At 72.4% G+C, this 14,086-nt stretch carries 11 protein-coding genes; 8 read left to right on the forward strand and 3 right to left on the reverse strand.

Annotation, left to right across the window (positions count from 1 at the left end):
• Window positions 1–298 precede the first annotated feature (298 nt).
• The gene (locus IF99_RS0115540) at window positions 299–1,324 is read left to right on the forward strand and encodes an acetylxylan esterase (RefSeq protein WP_030997085.1); all 1,026 of its coding nucleotides are present in this window, start codon (window positions 299–301) and stop codon (window positions 1,322–1,324) included.
• Window positions 1,325–1,369: 45 nt separating this feature from the next.
• Here IF99_RS0115540 and IF99_RS0115545 read toward each other — a convergent pair whose 3' ends face one another.
• Complete coding sequence (locus tag IF99_RS0115545) at window positions 1,370–1,801, reverse strand: DUF2000 domain-containing protein (protein ID WP_030997086.1); 432 nt, start codon at window positions 1,799–1,801, stop codon at window positions 1,370–1,372.
• A 62-nt stretch (window positions 1,802–1,863) separates the two neighbouring features.
• Here IF99_RS0115545 and IF99_RS0115550 point away from each other — a divergent pair, with 62 nt between their 5' ends.
• The gene (locus tag IF99_RS0115550) at window positions 1,864–2,667 is read left to right on the forward strand and encodes an AraC family transcriptional regulator (protein ID WP_030997087.1); all 804 of its coding nucleotides are present in this window, start codon (window positions 1,864–1,866) and stop codon (window positions 2,665–2,667) included.
• A gap of 24 nt (window positions 2,668–2,691) precedes the next feature.
• Here IF99_RS0115550 and IF99_RS0115555 read toward each other — a convergent pair whose 3' ends face one another.
• Complete coding sequence (locus IF99_RS0115555; protein WP_030997088.1) at window positions 2,692–3,777, reverse strand: LacI family DNA-binding transcriptional regulator; 1,086 nt, start codon at window positions 3,775–3,777, stop codon at window positions 2,692–2,694.
• Between the two features lie 176 nt (window positions 3,778–3,953).
• On the opposite strand from IF99_RS0115555, the gene IF99_RS0115560 reads away from it, so the two are divergent.
• Window positions 3,954–4,430, forward strand: a complete 477-nt coding sequence (locus IF99_RS0115560; protein WP_037827015.1) for a MarR family winged helix-turn-helix transcriptional regulator — start codon at window positions 3,954–3,956, stop codon at window positions 4,428–4,430.
• Window positions 4,431–4,822: 392 nt separating this feature from the next.
• Entirely contained in the window at window positions 4,823–5,377 is a 555-nt protein-coding gene (locus IF99_RS0115565; RefSeq protein WP_030997090.1) for an isochorismatase family protein, read from the forward strand.
• A 79-nt stretch (window positions 5,378–5,456) separates the two neighbouring features.
• On the opposite strand, the gene IF99_RS0115570 is transcribed toward IF99_RS0115565, so the two are convergent.
• Window positions 5,457–6,071, reverse strand: coding sequence for a dihydrofolate reductase family protein (locus IF99_RS0115570; protein ID WP_030997091.1), 615 nt, complete (start codon window positions 6,069–6,071; stop codon window positions 5,457–5,459).
• 173 nt (window positions 6,072–6,244) lie between these two features.
• On the opposite strand from IF99_RS0115570, the gene IF99_RS0115575 reads away from it, so the two are divergent.
• From IF99_RS0115575 to IF99_RS0115590, 4 genes are all read left to right on the forward strand, one after another.
• Window positions 6,245–8,614, forward strand: a complete 2,370-nt coding sequence (locus IF99_RS0115575) for an ABC transporter family substrate-binding protein (protein WP_030997092.1) — start codon at window positions 6,245–6,247, stop codon at window positions 8,612–8,614.
• 155 nt (window positions 8,615–8,769) lie between these two features.
• Window positions 8,770–10,674, forward strand: a complete 1,905-nt coding sequence (gene typA, locus IF99_RS0115580; protein ID WP_030997093.1) for a translational GTPase TypA — start codon at window positions 8,770–8,772, stop codon at window positions 10,672–10,674.
• A 335-nt stretch (window positions 10,675–11,009) separates the two neighbouring features.
• Window positions 11,010–11,591, forward strand: a complete 582-nt coding sequence (locus tag IF99_RS0115585; protein ID WP_030997094.1) for a hypothetical protein — start codon at window positions 11,010–11,012, stop codon at window positions 11,589–11,591.
• Between the two features lie 817 nt (window positions 11,592–12,408).
• Entirely contained in the window at window positions 12,409–14,037 is a 1,629-nt protein-coding gene (locus IF99_RS0115590; protein ID WP_030997095.1) for a peptide ABC transporter substrate-binding protein, read from the forward strand.
• Window positions 14,038–14,086: the final 49 nt, after the last annotated feature.

A 14,086-nucleotide genomic window follows, 5' to 3' on the forward strand; every position in this document is an offset into this window, starting at 1 on the left:
GGATTGGGGGCCGGGGAGGTGGGGGCGGAGGCGATCGGGCCCCGGCGGGGGCCGCGACGGGGGCGCGGCTCGGGCCGCGGTGGGCCCCGTGGGCGGCGGCGCCGGCTCGGATCGCGGCGGGCCTCAGCTCGGGTTGTGGCGGCCCCGGCTCGGATCGCGGCGGGCCCCGGCTCGGCCCGCGGCCGTCCCCCGGTCACCGGGGAGGCGGGTGAGGCGAGCCAAGGGGAGGGTGGCCGGGTGACCCGTGGGGCCGCCACCGAGTCGTTGGGGCCGATGGGAGGCCGTAGGGTCGGCAATCATGGTGCACGCAGACGACACGCCGCCGCAGGGGCCTGGCGCCGCCTCGCCGGGCACGGGCGAGGGCCCGTACGGCTTCGATCCCACGTACGGCTACGAGCTTCCCGCCCTGCTCGCCGTGCCCGCGCCCCCCGCGCCCGACGACTTCGGCGCGTTCTGGGGGCGGCTGCGGGAGCGGGCGCGCGCGGTCGTGACGGAACCCGAGCTGGGGCCCGTCGAGGACGAGCGCGACGGCCTCGTGATCCGCTCCGTCACCTACACCTCGCTCGGCGGGGTGCGGCTCGGCGGCTGGTGCGCGCTGCCCACCGAAGGGCCCGTCCGGCACGGATTCGTGATCGGGCACGGCTACGGGGGCCGCGACCGCCCGGGGCCCGATCTGCCGCTGCCGCTCGGGCAGTCCGCCGCGATCCTGCCGTGCCTGCGCGGACTGCCCGCGCGCGGGCTCGTCGAGGGGGTTCCGGCCGAGGCGGACGCCCACGTGCTGCACGGCATCGCGAGCCGCGAGACGTCCGTGCTCGGCGAGTGCGTCGCCGATCTGTGGTGCGCGGCGAGCGCGCTCGTCGACCTCGTGCCCGCCCTCGCCGGGCCCCGCCTCGGCTACCTCGGCGAGAGCCTCGGCGGCGGCCTCGGCGCGCTCGCGCTGCCGTGGGACGAGCGCTTCGTCGCGGCGCAGCTCACCGTGCCGACCTTCGGCAACCACCCGCTGCGGCTCACGCTGCCGAGCGTGGGCAGCGGCGAGTCGGTACGGAGGTACCACGCCGAGCACCCCGAGGTCACTGACGTCCTCGCGTACTTCGACGCGGCGACGGCGGCGACGCTGATCCGTGTCCCGACGCTCGTCGCCGCCGCGCTCTACGATCCCGCCGTACCGCCCCCCGGCCAGTTCGCCGTGCACAACGCGCTCCCCGCCGCGGGCGAGCCCTTCCTGCTGCGGGCCGGGCACCACCCGCACGCGGAGGAGGCGACCGACCGCACGGCGCTCGCACAGGCCCGCACGGACTTCTTCGCCGCCCACATGCCGGGGTAGCCCGGGGCGGCGGCCCGGGTGGAGCGTGTTTCCCGCCGCGCGTTCCTACGGGTGCATCCGCGCCCCCTTCAGCGTCTTGTCCACCGCGTTCTTCGGCCCGTACACCGCGAGCCCCACGAGGTCGAGCTTCGCCCCGGGGACCGCGCGGACGGCGGCGCGGTTGGCCGCGTCATGGCCCGTCGCGAAGAGGTCGGCGGTGAAGACGGCGCGGGGCAGGGCGCGCGCGAGGGCGCGGGAGTGGGCCGTGGTGAGCAGCGCGGCGGGGCCCTCGAAGACGAGGACCGGCTGGCGGAACATCGGCAGGTACGGGGTGCTGTCCGCGTCCGCGTACGGCTCGCCGATCACCTCGGGGGCCTCGGTGCCCAGGCCGCTGACGAGGAAGGCGGTCACGTTGAGCCGCTGCCAGGGGGCGAGGTCGTCGCGGAGCAGGACGGCGATCTTGGTGTCGAAGCGGACGGGGGCGTCGGTGCTGGTCATGGGGCCAGCCTCGCGGCGGGGGCGCGCCGCGTTCTTGTACGTTCCTGGCGTACGTTCGAAGGATGGCGACCCGGCACGAGATCTCGGCGTGGCGGCCCTCCCTCCCCGGGGTGACGGAGGTGCTGCACGCGCGCTTCACGGACCACGCGTACCCCATGCACGTGCACGAGGCGTGGACGCTGCTCATCGTGGACGACGGCGCGGTCCGCTACGACCTGGGCAGGCACCCGCACGGCACCCCGCGCGGCATGGTCTCGCTGCTGCCCCCGTACGTCCCGCACAACGGCTCCGCGGCGAGCCCCGGCGGCTTCCGCAAACGCGTCCTGTATCTCGATCTCACGCGCCTGGGGACGGACTTGACGGGCCCGGCCGCCGACAGCCCGGACCTCGCCGACCCCCTGCTCCGCGACCGCGTCGGGCGCCTGCACTCCGTACTGACGTACCCGGGCGAGGAGTTGGAGGCGGAGAGCAGGCTGGCCCTGGTCGTGGAGCGCCTGCGCCGCCACTTGGGCGCGCCGCCCGAACAGCCGCCCCACGCCAGGTCGTTGCCCCACGACCTGCGCGACCTGCTCGACGCCCGCCTCCCTGCCTCCCTGAGCCTGGCCGAGGCGGCCCGCCTCCTGCACGCCGACGAGACCCACCTCATCCGCGCCTTCACGCGCGCCTTCGGCATCGCGCCCCACCAGTACGTGACCTCCCGCCGCCTCGACCGCGCCCGCCGCCTCCTCCTGGGCGGCGTCCCCGCCGCCCGTGCCGCCACGGAGTCCGGCTTCTACGACCAGCCGCACCTGACCCGCCACTTCCGCCGCTTCCTGGGCACGACCCCGGCGAGGTTCGCCCGGGGCCGCCCGGCGGCGGAGGGGTGAGGGCGCGGAGCGGGGGATACGGACTCAGCGCCCCCCGGCCCCGCCTTCCCAGGGTTCCCCGCACCCGCAGCTAGCCCGTCGTGTCACCGCGACGGGCAGCACCCGGGAGACCGGTGGGGTGCGCTGGGGCTCCGAGACGCGCTGGATGAGGAGTTCGGCGGCCTCCTCGCCCATGCGGCGCATCGGCTGGCGCACCGTGGTGAGCGGGGGGCGGACGACGCGGCTCAGCGGGATGCCGTCGAAACCCGTGACGGCGAGGTCCTCCGGGACCCGTACCCCGGCCTCCTCCAGCGTGTGCAGGGCGCCGACCGCCATCTGGTCGTTCGCGAAGACGAGTGCCTCGGGACGCGGGCCCGGGCGGTCGAGGAGGGCGCGCGTCGCGCGGGAGCCCTCGGCCCGTGTCATCAGCGGGGCGCGCAGGTCGGGTGCTTCGGGCACGGGGAGCCCGGCCTCGCGCAGGGCGTCGCGGTAGCCCTCGAAGCGGGCGCCCACGTCGGGCGACTCGTCGGCGCTGCCGATGAAGGCGAGGCGGCGCAGCCCGTGGTCCGCGAGGAGGTGGCGCGTGAGCTGGTACTCACCGTCGCGGTTGGCGACCTCGATGTGGTCCATGTGGTCTATCTCGCGCGGCCCCGCGAGCATCACGACGGGCACGCGCCGCGAGATGACCTCCAGGTCCTCGGTCGGCACCGTCCGCGCGAGCACGGCGAAGCCGTCCACGCGCCCCGCGACCTTCGCGACCAGGCTCTCCGGGCCGCCCGCCAGCGAGGCGGCGATGAGCAGCGCGTAGCCGTGGCGGCGGGCCGCGCGCTCCATGCCCCTGATGATCTGGTCCGAGTAGAGCGTGCCCGCCTCCTCGTCGCCCTCGCCGGCCCCGGATTCCGCGTCCGGGTCGGCGTAGTCGGGGAAGCACAGGCCGATGATCCCCGTGGTGCGGCTCGCGAGACCGCGCGCGCTGCCGCTCGGCACGTAGCCGAGGGCGCGGGCCGCGGCGAGCACCTTCTCGCGCGTCGCCGGACGCACGGAATCGGGGCTGCGGTAGACGCGGGAGACGGTGGCGATGGACACGCCCGACTGCTCCGCCACGTCGTAGACCGTGGGAGTGTCGCTCACAGCAGCACCATCGCCTGTCCTGTCACACCGAATGAAAGCGCATTCATCCTAGGTTCGGCGACGGGTGAGAGCAAGGGCCTCCGAGGGTGGGCGGCTGCTCGCCCGGCTCGGGCGCGGCCTCTGCCGACGTCAGAATAGCCAAGTAGGTTTGCAAGTTTCCCTGTCGAACTCGTACGGTGGCCGTCATGACCGAGCCCACCGCCCCGACCGGGCGCCCCGGCGCGCCGCACCCGGACAGCGCGCGGCTCGCCGACGAGCTGACCTCGGTGGCCGGGCTGCTCGTGCGGCGCCTGCGGACGCAGTCCGCGGGCAGCCTCCTCAGCCCCACCCAGCGCTCCGCGCTCTCCCGCCTCGACCGCGAGGGCCCGATGACCACGGCGGCGCTCGCCCGCGCCGAGCACGTCCGCCCCCAGTCGATGCGCGCGACGCTCGGCCACCTGCACGACCAGGGCCTCGTCGCGCGCACGCCCGACCCCGGGGACGGCCGCCAGTCCGTCGTCTCGGTCGCCGAGCGCGGCCGGGCCGTCCTCGCCGAGGTCCGCGCCGCCAAACGCACGTGGCTCACCCACGCCCTCGACACCCAGCTGACCCCCGGGGAACGCGCCCTCGTCGCCGAGGCCGTGACCCTCCTCGGCAAGGTGGCCGAAGGGTGACCGGCGCCCCGCGTTCCCCTGCTGCCGCCCTGGCCGAAGCCGCCGCGCGGACACCTCACGCTCCGGTGGCGATACCTCCCGCGCCGATGCCTCTCGCGCCGATACCTCGCGCTCCCGCGCCGGTCCGAGACGCCGCCGCCCCGGCCCACCACGCCGCCACGCGGACCCACTACGCCGCCGTCCCTACCCCCGGCGGCCCCGGCCGCCGCCCGGGAGCCGACCGCCCCCCGGCCCTCGCGCCCGTCCCCGGAGCCCCCGGCACCGGGGCCGCCCGCACCGCCCGGCGCGCGCTCACGCCCCCGCCCCCGGCCCTCGCCCGCACCCTCCCGCGCCGCTCCCCGCGCCCCCGCGCCTGAGCGGCCCCTCTTCCCCGCCACGAAGGAGCACCACCCATGACCGCCACCACTCTCGACGCCCGCACCGCGCTGATCGTCGTCGACCTCCAGAAGGGCATCGCCGCCCTGACGGGCGCGCCCGTCCCCTCGAAGGACGTCGTCGCGCGTTCCGCCGGTCTCGCCGCCGCCTTCCGCGCCAAGGGCCTGCCCGTCGTGCTCGTCAACGTGACGGGCGCCGCCCCCGGCCGCAACGAGGCCCCCGCACGCGGCGAGCAGCCCCCGGCCGACTGGGCGGACCTCGTTTCCGAGCTGGACGCGCAGGACTCCGACATCCGCGTCACAAAGCGGACGTGGGGCGCCTTCTACGGCACCGACCTCGACTCGCAGCTCCGCCGCCGGGGCGTCACCCAGGTCGTCCTGACCGGCATCGCGACGAGCATCGGCGTCGAGTCCACGGCGCGCTTCGCGCACGAGTACGGCTACAACGTCACCGTCGTGACCGACGCCGTCACCGACATGAACGCCGACGCCCACGCCAACAGCGTCGCGCACGTCTTCCCGCGTCTCGGCGAGACCGGCACGACCGAGGAGATCACCGCGCTCCTCGGCTGAGACCGGGCGCCCGGCGCGGGAGGGGAGGCCACCGGCGCGGTGGCCTCCCCTCCCGCATACTCCCCTCCCGCGTACGCCGTCAGAGCACGTCGTACGTGAGGTGCGTCGCCGTGGACGTCACGCGCACGTCCCGCTGCACGAGCGAGCGCGCCGTGCCGCCGGTGAAGAGCGGGGTGCCCGCGCCGAGCAGGACGGGGGAGAGGTGCAGCGAGAGGACGTCGACGAGCCCCGCCTCGAAGGCCGAGCGGATGAGCGCGGCGCCGCCCATGAGCACGGCGTCGAGCTCCCGTCCCGCCGCGGCCGAGGCCGCCTCGGCGCGGACGCGCGCGGCGGCGACGGCGTCGGGCAGGCCGGTCGTGACGAAGGTCCAGTCGAGCGCTCCGAGCCGTACGGACCGCGGCTTCGCGCGCGTCACGACGAAGAAGGCGGGCCGCCCGGCCACCCCCGCCCCGTACCCCACCTCGTCGTCCCACCCGCCGGGCCCGTCCACCACGTCGAAGAGCCGCCGCCCCAGCACGACGGCCCCGGAGCGCGCCGTCCCCTCGCCGAGCACCCGCCGGTCCTCGGGATCGTCCGAGAACGCCCAGGTGTGCAGTGCCTCGCCGCCGTCACCGAGCCCGTTGAGGGGCCCGGGAGCGGGGCCGGTGACGAAGCCGTCGAGGGAGACCGAGATGTCGGCGACGATGCGGGTCATGGGGGAGAGGTACCCGTCCCGCGCCCGCCTCTCCCGCCGCTGCTTCCCCCGGGGGACTTCCGTGGGCCAACCGGGTGCGGTGCTCAGCACTTCCCGCGTGGAGGGCAATAGATGTGATCGGACAGTAAGCAGACAGTCGGACAAGGGCGTCACGCCACGGAGGTACCAGCACGATGTCGTCGTACAGCGGCCCGAGACTGCGTTCCGCCGTGTTCCTGGTGGCAGGCGTGCTCGCCGTGCCCGCCCTCGCCTCCTGCTCCGGCGACGGCGGCGGCGCGCACGCGGCGCACGTCGTCGCGCCCGACGTCCACCAGGCCGCACGTGACCGTGTCGCCGAGGGCGGCACCCTGCACTGGGCGGTCGACCGGCTCCCCAGCACCCTCAACACCTTCCAGGCCGACGCCGACACCACCACGGCGCGCGTCGCCTCGGCCACGCTGCCCTCGATGTTCCACCTGGACCGGCAGGGCCGCCCCACCCGCTCCGCCGCCTACCTGCGCGACGCGAAGGTCGAGACCACCGAGCCCCGCCAGGTCGTCGTCTACCACCTCGACCCCAAGGCGGCCTGGAACAACGGCCGCGACATCGGCGCCGACGACTTCGCCGCCCAGTGGCAGGCCCTGCGCGGCTCCCACAGCAAGTACTCGACCGCGCGCAACGCGGGCTACGACCGCATCGCGAAGGTCGAGCGCGGCGCGAACGCGCAGGAGGTGCGGATCACCTTCGCCAAGCCGTACGCGGACTGGCGCGCCCTCTTCTCGCCGCTGTACCCGAAGGAGGTCATGGGCAGCCCCGAGACCTTCAACGACAGCGCCCGCACCGGGCTGGCCGTGAGCGCGGGCCCCTTCCGGGTCGGCAAGGAGGACCGCGGCGGCGGCGATCTCACCCTGGAGCGCGACACCCGCTGGTGGGGCGACCGCGCCAAGCTCGACGCCCTCGTCCTGCGCGCGGTCCCCGCCGGCAAGCGGGTCAAGGCGATGCTCGACGGACGTGTCGACCTCGCCCCCGTCGAACAGGACGAGGCCGCCCGCGTCGCCCGCGCCGGCAAGGGCGACGGCGGTCCGCTCGCCCCGCGAAGCGGCCCGAACGCCGCGGGCGCCGTCGCCGCCGACGTCTACTCCCGCGCCTTCGCGAAGGGTTCGCCGGAGCAGGTCAACCGCCTGGAGCGGCAGAACCGCGCCGACCTCGCCGAGGCCCGCGCCGTCGAGGAGGCCCAGCAGCGGAGCCTGGGCCGCTACCGCCTGCGCAAGAGCCTCGAACCCGCCTACACGCAGCTCGCGCTCAACGGCGAGTCGGGCCCCCTCTCCGACGAGCGCGTCCGCCGCGCCGTGGCCCGCGCCCTCGACCGCAAGTCCCTCGCCCAGCTCGTGCTCAAGCCCCTCGGCCTGCCCGCCGACCCGGTCGGCAGCCACCTCGCCCTCGCCGGTCAGGACGCCTACGCCGACAGCAGCGGCGCCCTCGGCAAGCAGGACGCCGTCGAGGCGCAGGCCCTCCTCTCCGACGCGGGCTACCGGCCGGCCGTCTCCGGCGAGGAGGCGAAGAAGGACGAGGCCGCGCAGGGCAAGGCGGGCGCGGGCGCCGACGGCAAGGCGGGGAGCGCGGCACGTACGGACGGCAAGGCGCCCGCGGACGAGGCGCGCGGCGAGAAGAGCGGCGCCGACGCCGGGAAGGCGCACGCGGCGGCCGGGAAGAAGGCCGCTTCGAAGAAGAAGAGCGAGGCCGGGAAGAAGGCGAAGGACTCCGCTCCGCTCGCGCCCGCCCCCGTGCCCCCGCAGTCCGTCCTCCTCCACCAGGCGTACGCGATGGCGGCCCCGCCCGCGAAGGCCGCGGGCGCCGCCGGGGCCTACGCCCCCAAGGGCACCCCCGCGCCGCGGTCGCCGGAGGAGAAGGGCGAGGCCGCGCCCAAGGCGGGCCCCGCCGGGGTCCCCGCCGTGCTCGGCAAGGACGGCAAGCCCCTCACGCTCCGCTTCGTCGTCCCCTCGGGCGCCGGTTCCGCGCAGCTCCGTGAGGTCGGCGAGAAGATCACGGGCATGGTCGAGAAGATCGGCATCCGCACCCAGGTGCAGAAGGTGTCCGACGCCTCCTACTTCAAGGACCACATCGCGACCGGCGACTACGACATGGCGCTCTGGTCCTGGCCGGGCACCGCCTTCCCCGCCACCGACGCGCGCCCCGTCTACGGCAAGCCCGTCCCGGCGGCCGACGGCTCGCTCAACGTCGACCAGAACTACACCCGCGTCGGCACGGACCGCATCGACCAGCTCCTCGACCAGGCGGCCGGAACCCTGGACGCCAAGGAGGCCGGGCAGCTCGTGAAGAAGGCGGACGCCCGCATCTGGGCCGCCGCCGGTTCCATCCCGCTCTACCAGCGCCCCGAACTCGTCGCCGCGCGCTCCGACCTCCGTAACGCCGGGGCCTTCGGCTTCGCCACCCCGGACTGGGAGAACATCGGCTTCGCGAAGAAGGGCGGGAACGGCCCGAAGGGGACGAAGGCGCCGGTCGAGAAGCCGGCGAGGAAGACGGAGGCGCCCGCCGGGGAGTGACCCCCGTCTCCTCCCGGGACCGCCCACGGGGCCCGTACCGCGCCACCCGGTACGGGCCCCGTACGATGGGGTGAGGCCGTGGCATGTTCCGCCCGGCAGGGCGCGCGTACGACACCGGACGCGCAGCCATCCACGACTCGGGAGAATCGCCGCAAGTGCCCACGCGCCATGACATCCGTAACGTCGCCATCGTCGCCCACGTCGACCACGGGAAGACGACGCTGGTCGACGCCATGCTGAAGCAGGCCGGGGCCTTCGCCGCGCACGCGGCGGAGAACCTGGACGACCGCATGATGGACTCCAACGACCTGGAACGTGAGAAGGGCATCACGATCCTGGCCAAGAACACGGCCGTGAAGTACCACCCCAAGGACGGGGGCGAGCCCATCACCATCAACATCATCGACACCCCCGGCCACGCCGACTTCGGCGGTGAGGTCGAGCGCGGCCTGTCGATGGTGGACGCGGTGGTGCTCCTGGTCGACGCCTCCGAGGGCCCCCTCCCGCAGACCCGCTTCGTGCTCCGCAAGGCGCTGGAGGCGCGGCTGCCCGTCATCCTCTGCATCAACAAGACGGACCGCCCCGACTCGCGCATCTCCGAGGTCATCGACGAGACGTACGACCTCTTCCTCGACCTCGACGCGGACGAGGAGCAGATCGAGTTCCCGATCGTCTACGCCTGCGCGCGCGACGGCGTGGCCTCGCTCACCAAGCCCGAGGACGGCACCGTCCCGGCCGACTCCACGAGCCTGGAGCCGTTCTTCTCCACCCTCCTGGACACCGTCCCGGCCCCCGAGTACGACGACGCCGCGCCCCTCCAGGCGCACGTCACCAACCTCGACGCCGACAACTTCCTCGGCCGCATCGCGCTGTGCCGCGTCGAGCAGGGCGAGCTGCGCAAGGGCCAGACCGTCGCGTGGATCAAGCGCGACGGCTCGATCCAGAACGTGCGCATCACCGAGCTGCTCATGACCGAGGCGCTCACCCGCAAGCCCGCCGAGAAGGCGGGCCCCGGCGACATCTGCGCCGTCGCGGGCATCCCGGAGATCACCATCGGCGAGACCCTCGCCGACCCCGAGAACCCGGTCGCGCTGCCGCTCATCACGGTCGACGAGCCCGCCATCTCGATGACGCTCGGCACCAACACCTCACCGCTCGTGGGCCGGGGCCCCGGCGGCAAGGGCGCCGACAAGTCGGCCGTCAAGGACCGCAAGGTCACCGCCCGTCTCGTCAAGGACCGCCTGGACCGCGAGATGATCGGCAACGTCTCGCTCCGCGTGCTGCCCACCGAGCGTCCCGACGCCTGGGAGGTGCAGGGCCGCGGTGAGCTGGCGCTCGCCATCCTCATCGAGCAGATGCGCCGCGAGGGCTTCGAGCTGACGGCGGGCAAGCCGCAGGTCGTCACCAAGGAGATCGACGGCAAGCTGCACGAGCCCGTCGAGCGCATGACGGTCGACGTCCCCGAGGAGCACATGGGCGCGGTCACGCAGCTCATGGGCGTCCGCAAGGGCCGCATGGAGACCATGACGAACCACGGTTCCGGCTGGGTCCGCATGGAGTTCGTCGTCCCCGCGCGCGGCCTCATCGGCTTCCGTACGGAGTTCCTCACGCAGACGCGTGGCACGGGCATCGCGCACTCGATCTTCGAGGGCCACGAGCCGTGGTTCGGCGAGCTGCGCACCCGTTCCTCGGGCTCGCTCGTCGCCGACCGCGCCGGCTCCGTCACCGCCTTCGCGATGACGAACCTCCAGGAGCGCGGCGTCCTCTTCGTCGAGCCCGGCACCGAGGTGTACGAGGGCATGATCGTCGGCGAGAACTCGCGCGCCGACGACATGGACGTCAACATCACCAAGGAGAAGAAGCTCACCAACATGCGCTCCTCCACGGCCGATGTCACCGAGTCCCTGGTGCCGCCGCGGAAGCTCTCCCTGGAGCAGTCCCTGGAGTTCTGCCGCGACGACGAGTGCGTCGAGGTCACCCCGGAGACGGTCCGCATCCGCAAGGTCGTCCTCGACGGCCGCGACCGCGCCCGCTCCGCCTCCCGCGCGAAGCACGGCTGACACTCCGGTAGACGGCCGACACACCTCGTACGCGGGCGAGTTGAGCCGTGCGCGGCCGACACGAGCCGTACGCCGCCGAGTTGAGCCATGCACCGAGGGCCCGGCGCTCCCGCGAAGGAGCGCCGGGCCCTCGGCATGACCGGACATCGCCTCCGCTCCCTGGGCACGGGGAGTGGTCGTCCGTTTACAGAAGCCTCAAGTTTCGCTCAACTTGCCGGTCGACGGCGAAAGCCGCTGCTTGTATCGGTGGTGCCCGCCGGTCGCGGCGGGCACCGGACGCCCGGGTTTCCGCCCGGGGCCGGAGCATTCATGGGGGATTCATGAAAACGCGACGCATGACGGTCGCCCTGGCCGGTATCGGTCTCGGAGCCTCGTTCCTGGCGCTCGGACCGGCCGCGACGGCGCAGGCGGGGCAGAACATCTGCACGCCGAACTCCAAGACAGTCAGCTGGGTGCAGAAGAGCAGCAGTTACGCCCTCACCAACAAGGTGACGTCCTACGACAACCCCTCCGGGGGGAAGTACAAGGTCAGCAGGACCCTCAAGTCCACCAAGAAGGTCAGCTCCGACTGGTCCGTGACCGCCGGTGGCAAGGCGGGCTTCAGCATCGGCAAGGTCCTCGGCAGCCTGGACGCGAGCCTCTCGGGCTCCTACACCCACAAGAAGGAAACCACGAAGGCGGAGACCGTCAAGGTCACCCAAACGCTGACGAAGAAGGGTCGTTACTACTTCTACAGCGGTCGGCAGACGGCGAAGGGGACCTGGCAGGGGTACAAGTGCGACCGGGGCACCAAGTGGATCAAGGTCAACTACGGGACCGCCAAGAGCTTCGGCCCCCTGGGGAGGGGCGTCGTGCGCTGCGGTGAGAAGGTCAGCACCAAGAGCATGGCGTACGCGGTGAAGAAGAAGTACTGCTGACAACGCTGAACGGCGGTGGGGCGGCCGGGTTCTCCCGCCCGCCCCACCGCCGCCCCGGCCCACCTTCGGCCCCTTACGGCCGCCCCGCCCCACCCTCGGCCCGCCGTTGGCCCATCGCGGCGCAGGTACGCCCGCGGTGGAAGACCCGCCTCTCTCGGCCGCCCCCTGCGCGGCCCGCTTGTCGCGGCCCCTGTTGGCCCGCCGCGTCGTTGGCCCGCCCCCTGGGCCCGCCTCACCGTCGGCCCATCCCATGGCCCGCCCGCCTCACCGTCGGGCCGTCCCGCCGTTGGTCCGACCCCTCGGCCCGCCCCTCGGCCGCCCGTTTTCCCGAGGTGCCCTCCCCTCCGCCGCCCCCTCATGGCACCCTGGTGCGCGGCGCGCTCCTCAATACCCATGAGGCCGCCTCCCGTTCGCCAGGTTGACGCGCGTCGACCACGGAGGGTCACCACCGGACGAAGCGATGCGGATGCGTACTTTCCGCAACCGGTTTTCCTTCGAGAAGTGTCCGAATAGCGGAACACCCTGACCGATAACTGTGTAACGAGTCCGTTTCGCACCCATCTGCTTCGCCTCTATTTGTCCGGATTTTAAGAGCCGACTGGCACAGGTGTGACCGAACCGAGACCAAAAGGGTGTGGTCAGTCGTCGTTCAAATGACGAATAGTGTTCGCCGTAGAGCTCGGGTCAATGGGTCACGCGCTGTCGCGCCGACTCACGAGCACACTGAGGCGCAGCACTCCATGAAGGCACCGTCGTCGGCATGTGTCGTGCGCCCCTCTCTTTGCAGTGGACAAGTGGACTCATGAGGAGGAACCCCATGCGTGGTGCGACAAGCGCCAAGTGGGTTGCGGGCGCGGCGATCATCGCCCTGGCGGCTACCGCCTGTGGCAGCGACGACGGCGACAGCAGCAAGAAGCCCGCCTCGGGCGCGGTAAACGCCAAGGGGGTCTTCTCCGTCGAGACCGGCGAGCCCCAGAACCCGCTCCAGCCGGCGAACACGATGGAGTCCAACGGCAGCCTCGTCGTCAAGTCGCTGTTCTCGCAGCTCGTCGACTACGACGCCAAGGGCAAGATCAAGATGGTCAACGCCCAGTCGGTGGACACCAAGGACAGCAAGACCTACACGGTCAAGCTGAAGCCGGGCTGGAAGTTCCACGACGGCACCACCGTCACCGCCGAGTCCTACGTCAAGGCGTGGAACTGGGCCGCCCAGCCGGCGAACAAGCAGAAGAACAGCGCCTGGTTCTCCGACATCAAGGGCTACGACGACGTCGCCCCGGCCAAGGGCAAGCCCAAGGCCGAGGAGATGTCCGGCCTGAAGGTCGTCGACGACAACACCTTCACGATCGAGCTGAGCAAGTCCCTGCCGTACTTCGAGTACAAGCTCGGCTACGAGGTCTTCTCCCCGCTCCCCGAGTCCTTCTACAAGGACCCGAAGGCCGCCGGTGAGAAGCCGATCGGCAACGGCCCCTACAAGTTCGTGAGCTGGGACCACAAGAAGCAGATCAAGGTCACCAAGTTCGACGGCTACCAGGGCCCGGACAAGGCACAGAACGGCGGGGTGGTCTTCAAGAACTACTCCACCCTGGACACCGCCTACGAGGACCTCAAGTCCGGCAACGTCGACGTGCTCCGCCAGATCGGCACGAAGGACCTCCCGGTCTACAAGACCGACCTCGGCGACCGCGCGGTGGACAAGGCCTACTCCGCGATCCAGTCGATCACCCCCGCCTTCTACGGCAAGCAGTTCAAGGACGTCGACCCGAAGGTCATCCAGGGTCTGTCCATGGCGATCGACCGCGACACGATCACCAAGACCGTGCTCCAGGGCACCCGCGAGCCCGCCACCGGCTTCGTCGCCAAGGGCGTCAACGGCTACCAGGCCAACGTCGCCGGTGACGTCACCAAGTACGACCCGGCCAAGGCCAAGAAGTTCATCAAGGAGGGCGGCGGCGTCCCGGGCAACAAGATCTCGATCCAGTACAACGCCGACGGTGGGCACAAGGACTGGGTGGAGGCCGTCTGCGGTTCCATCACCAAGGCGACCGGCATCAAGTGCGTGGGCGACTCGAAGGCCGACTTCCAGGCCGACCTGGACGCCCGTGACGCCAAGCAGGTCAAGTCCTTCTACCGCAGCGCCTGGGTGCTCGACTACCCGATGAACGCCAACTTCCTCCGTGACCTCTACGGCTCGAAGTCGGACGGCAACCAGAGCGGCTTCGCCAATAAGGAGGTCGACGAGCTGATCTCGAAGGCCGACTCGGCCAAGACCCTGGAGGACTCCGTGAAGGAGTACCAGGAGGTCGAGAAGAAGCTCGTCGAGTACATGCCGGCGATCCCGCTCTGGTACTACAAGGTCAACGCCGGCTACTCCCCGAAGGTCCAGAACGTGGACTACTCGCAGACCGGTGACCCGATCCTGACGCAGATCCAGGTCAAGAAGTAACAAAAGAATCCAGGCTCGTTGCGACCCGGCCGGTGCGAACACCGCCGGC

It is taken from the genome of Streptomyces sp. NRRL F-5630 (assembly GCF_000719475.1).
In the GTDB taxonomy this organism is placed as follows: Bacteria; Actinomycetota; Actinomycetes; order Streptomycetales; family Streptomycetaceae; genus Streptomyces.

What these genes read in the sequence shown, in the direction of transcription:
- IF99_RS0115540 (WP_030997085.1), top strand. Translation starts at nt 299, where the DNA reads ATGGTGCACGCAGACGACACGCCGCCGCAGGGGCCTGGCGCCGCCTCG.
- IF99_RS0115545 (WP_030997086.1), bottom strand. Translation starts at nt 1,801, where the DNA reads ATGACCAGCACCGACGCCCCCGTCCGCTTCGACACCAAGATCGCCGTC.
- IF99_RS0115550 (WP_030997087.1), top strand. Translation starts at nt 1,864, where the DNA reads ATGGCGACCCGGCACGAGATCTCGGCGTGGCGGCCCTCCCTCCCCGGG.
- IF99_RS0115565 (WP_030997090.1), top strand. Translation starts at nt 4,823, where the DNA reads ATGACCGCCACCACTCTCGACGCCCGCACCGCGCTGATCGTCGTCGAC.
- IF99_RS0115570 (WP_030997091.1), bottom strand. Translation starts at nt 6,071, where the DNA reads ATGACCCGCATCGTCGCCGACATCTCGGTCTCCCTCGACGGCTTCGTC.
- IF99_RS0115575 (WP_030997092.1), top strand. Translation starts at nt 6,245, where the DNA reads ATGTCGTCGTACAGCGGCCCGAGACTGCGTTCCGCCGTGTTCCTGGTG.
- IF99_RS0115585 (WP_030997094.1), top strand. Translation starts at nt 11,010, where the DNA reads ATGACGGTCGCCCTGGCCGGTATCGGTCTCGGAGCCTCGTTCCTGGCG.
- IF99_RS0115590 (WP_030997095.1), top strand. Translation starts at nt 12,409, where the DNA reads ATGCGTGGTGCGACAAGCGCCAAGTGGGTTGCGGGCGCGGCGATCATC.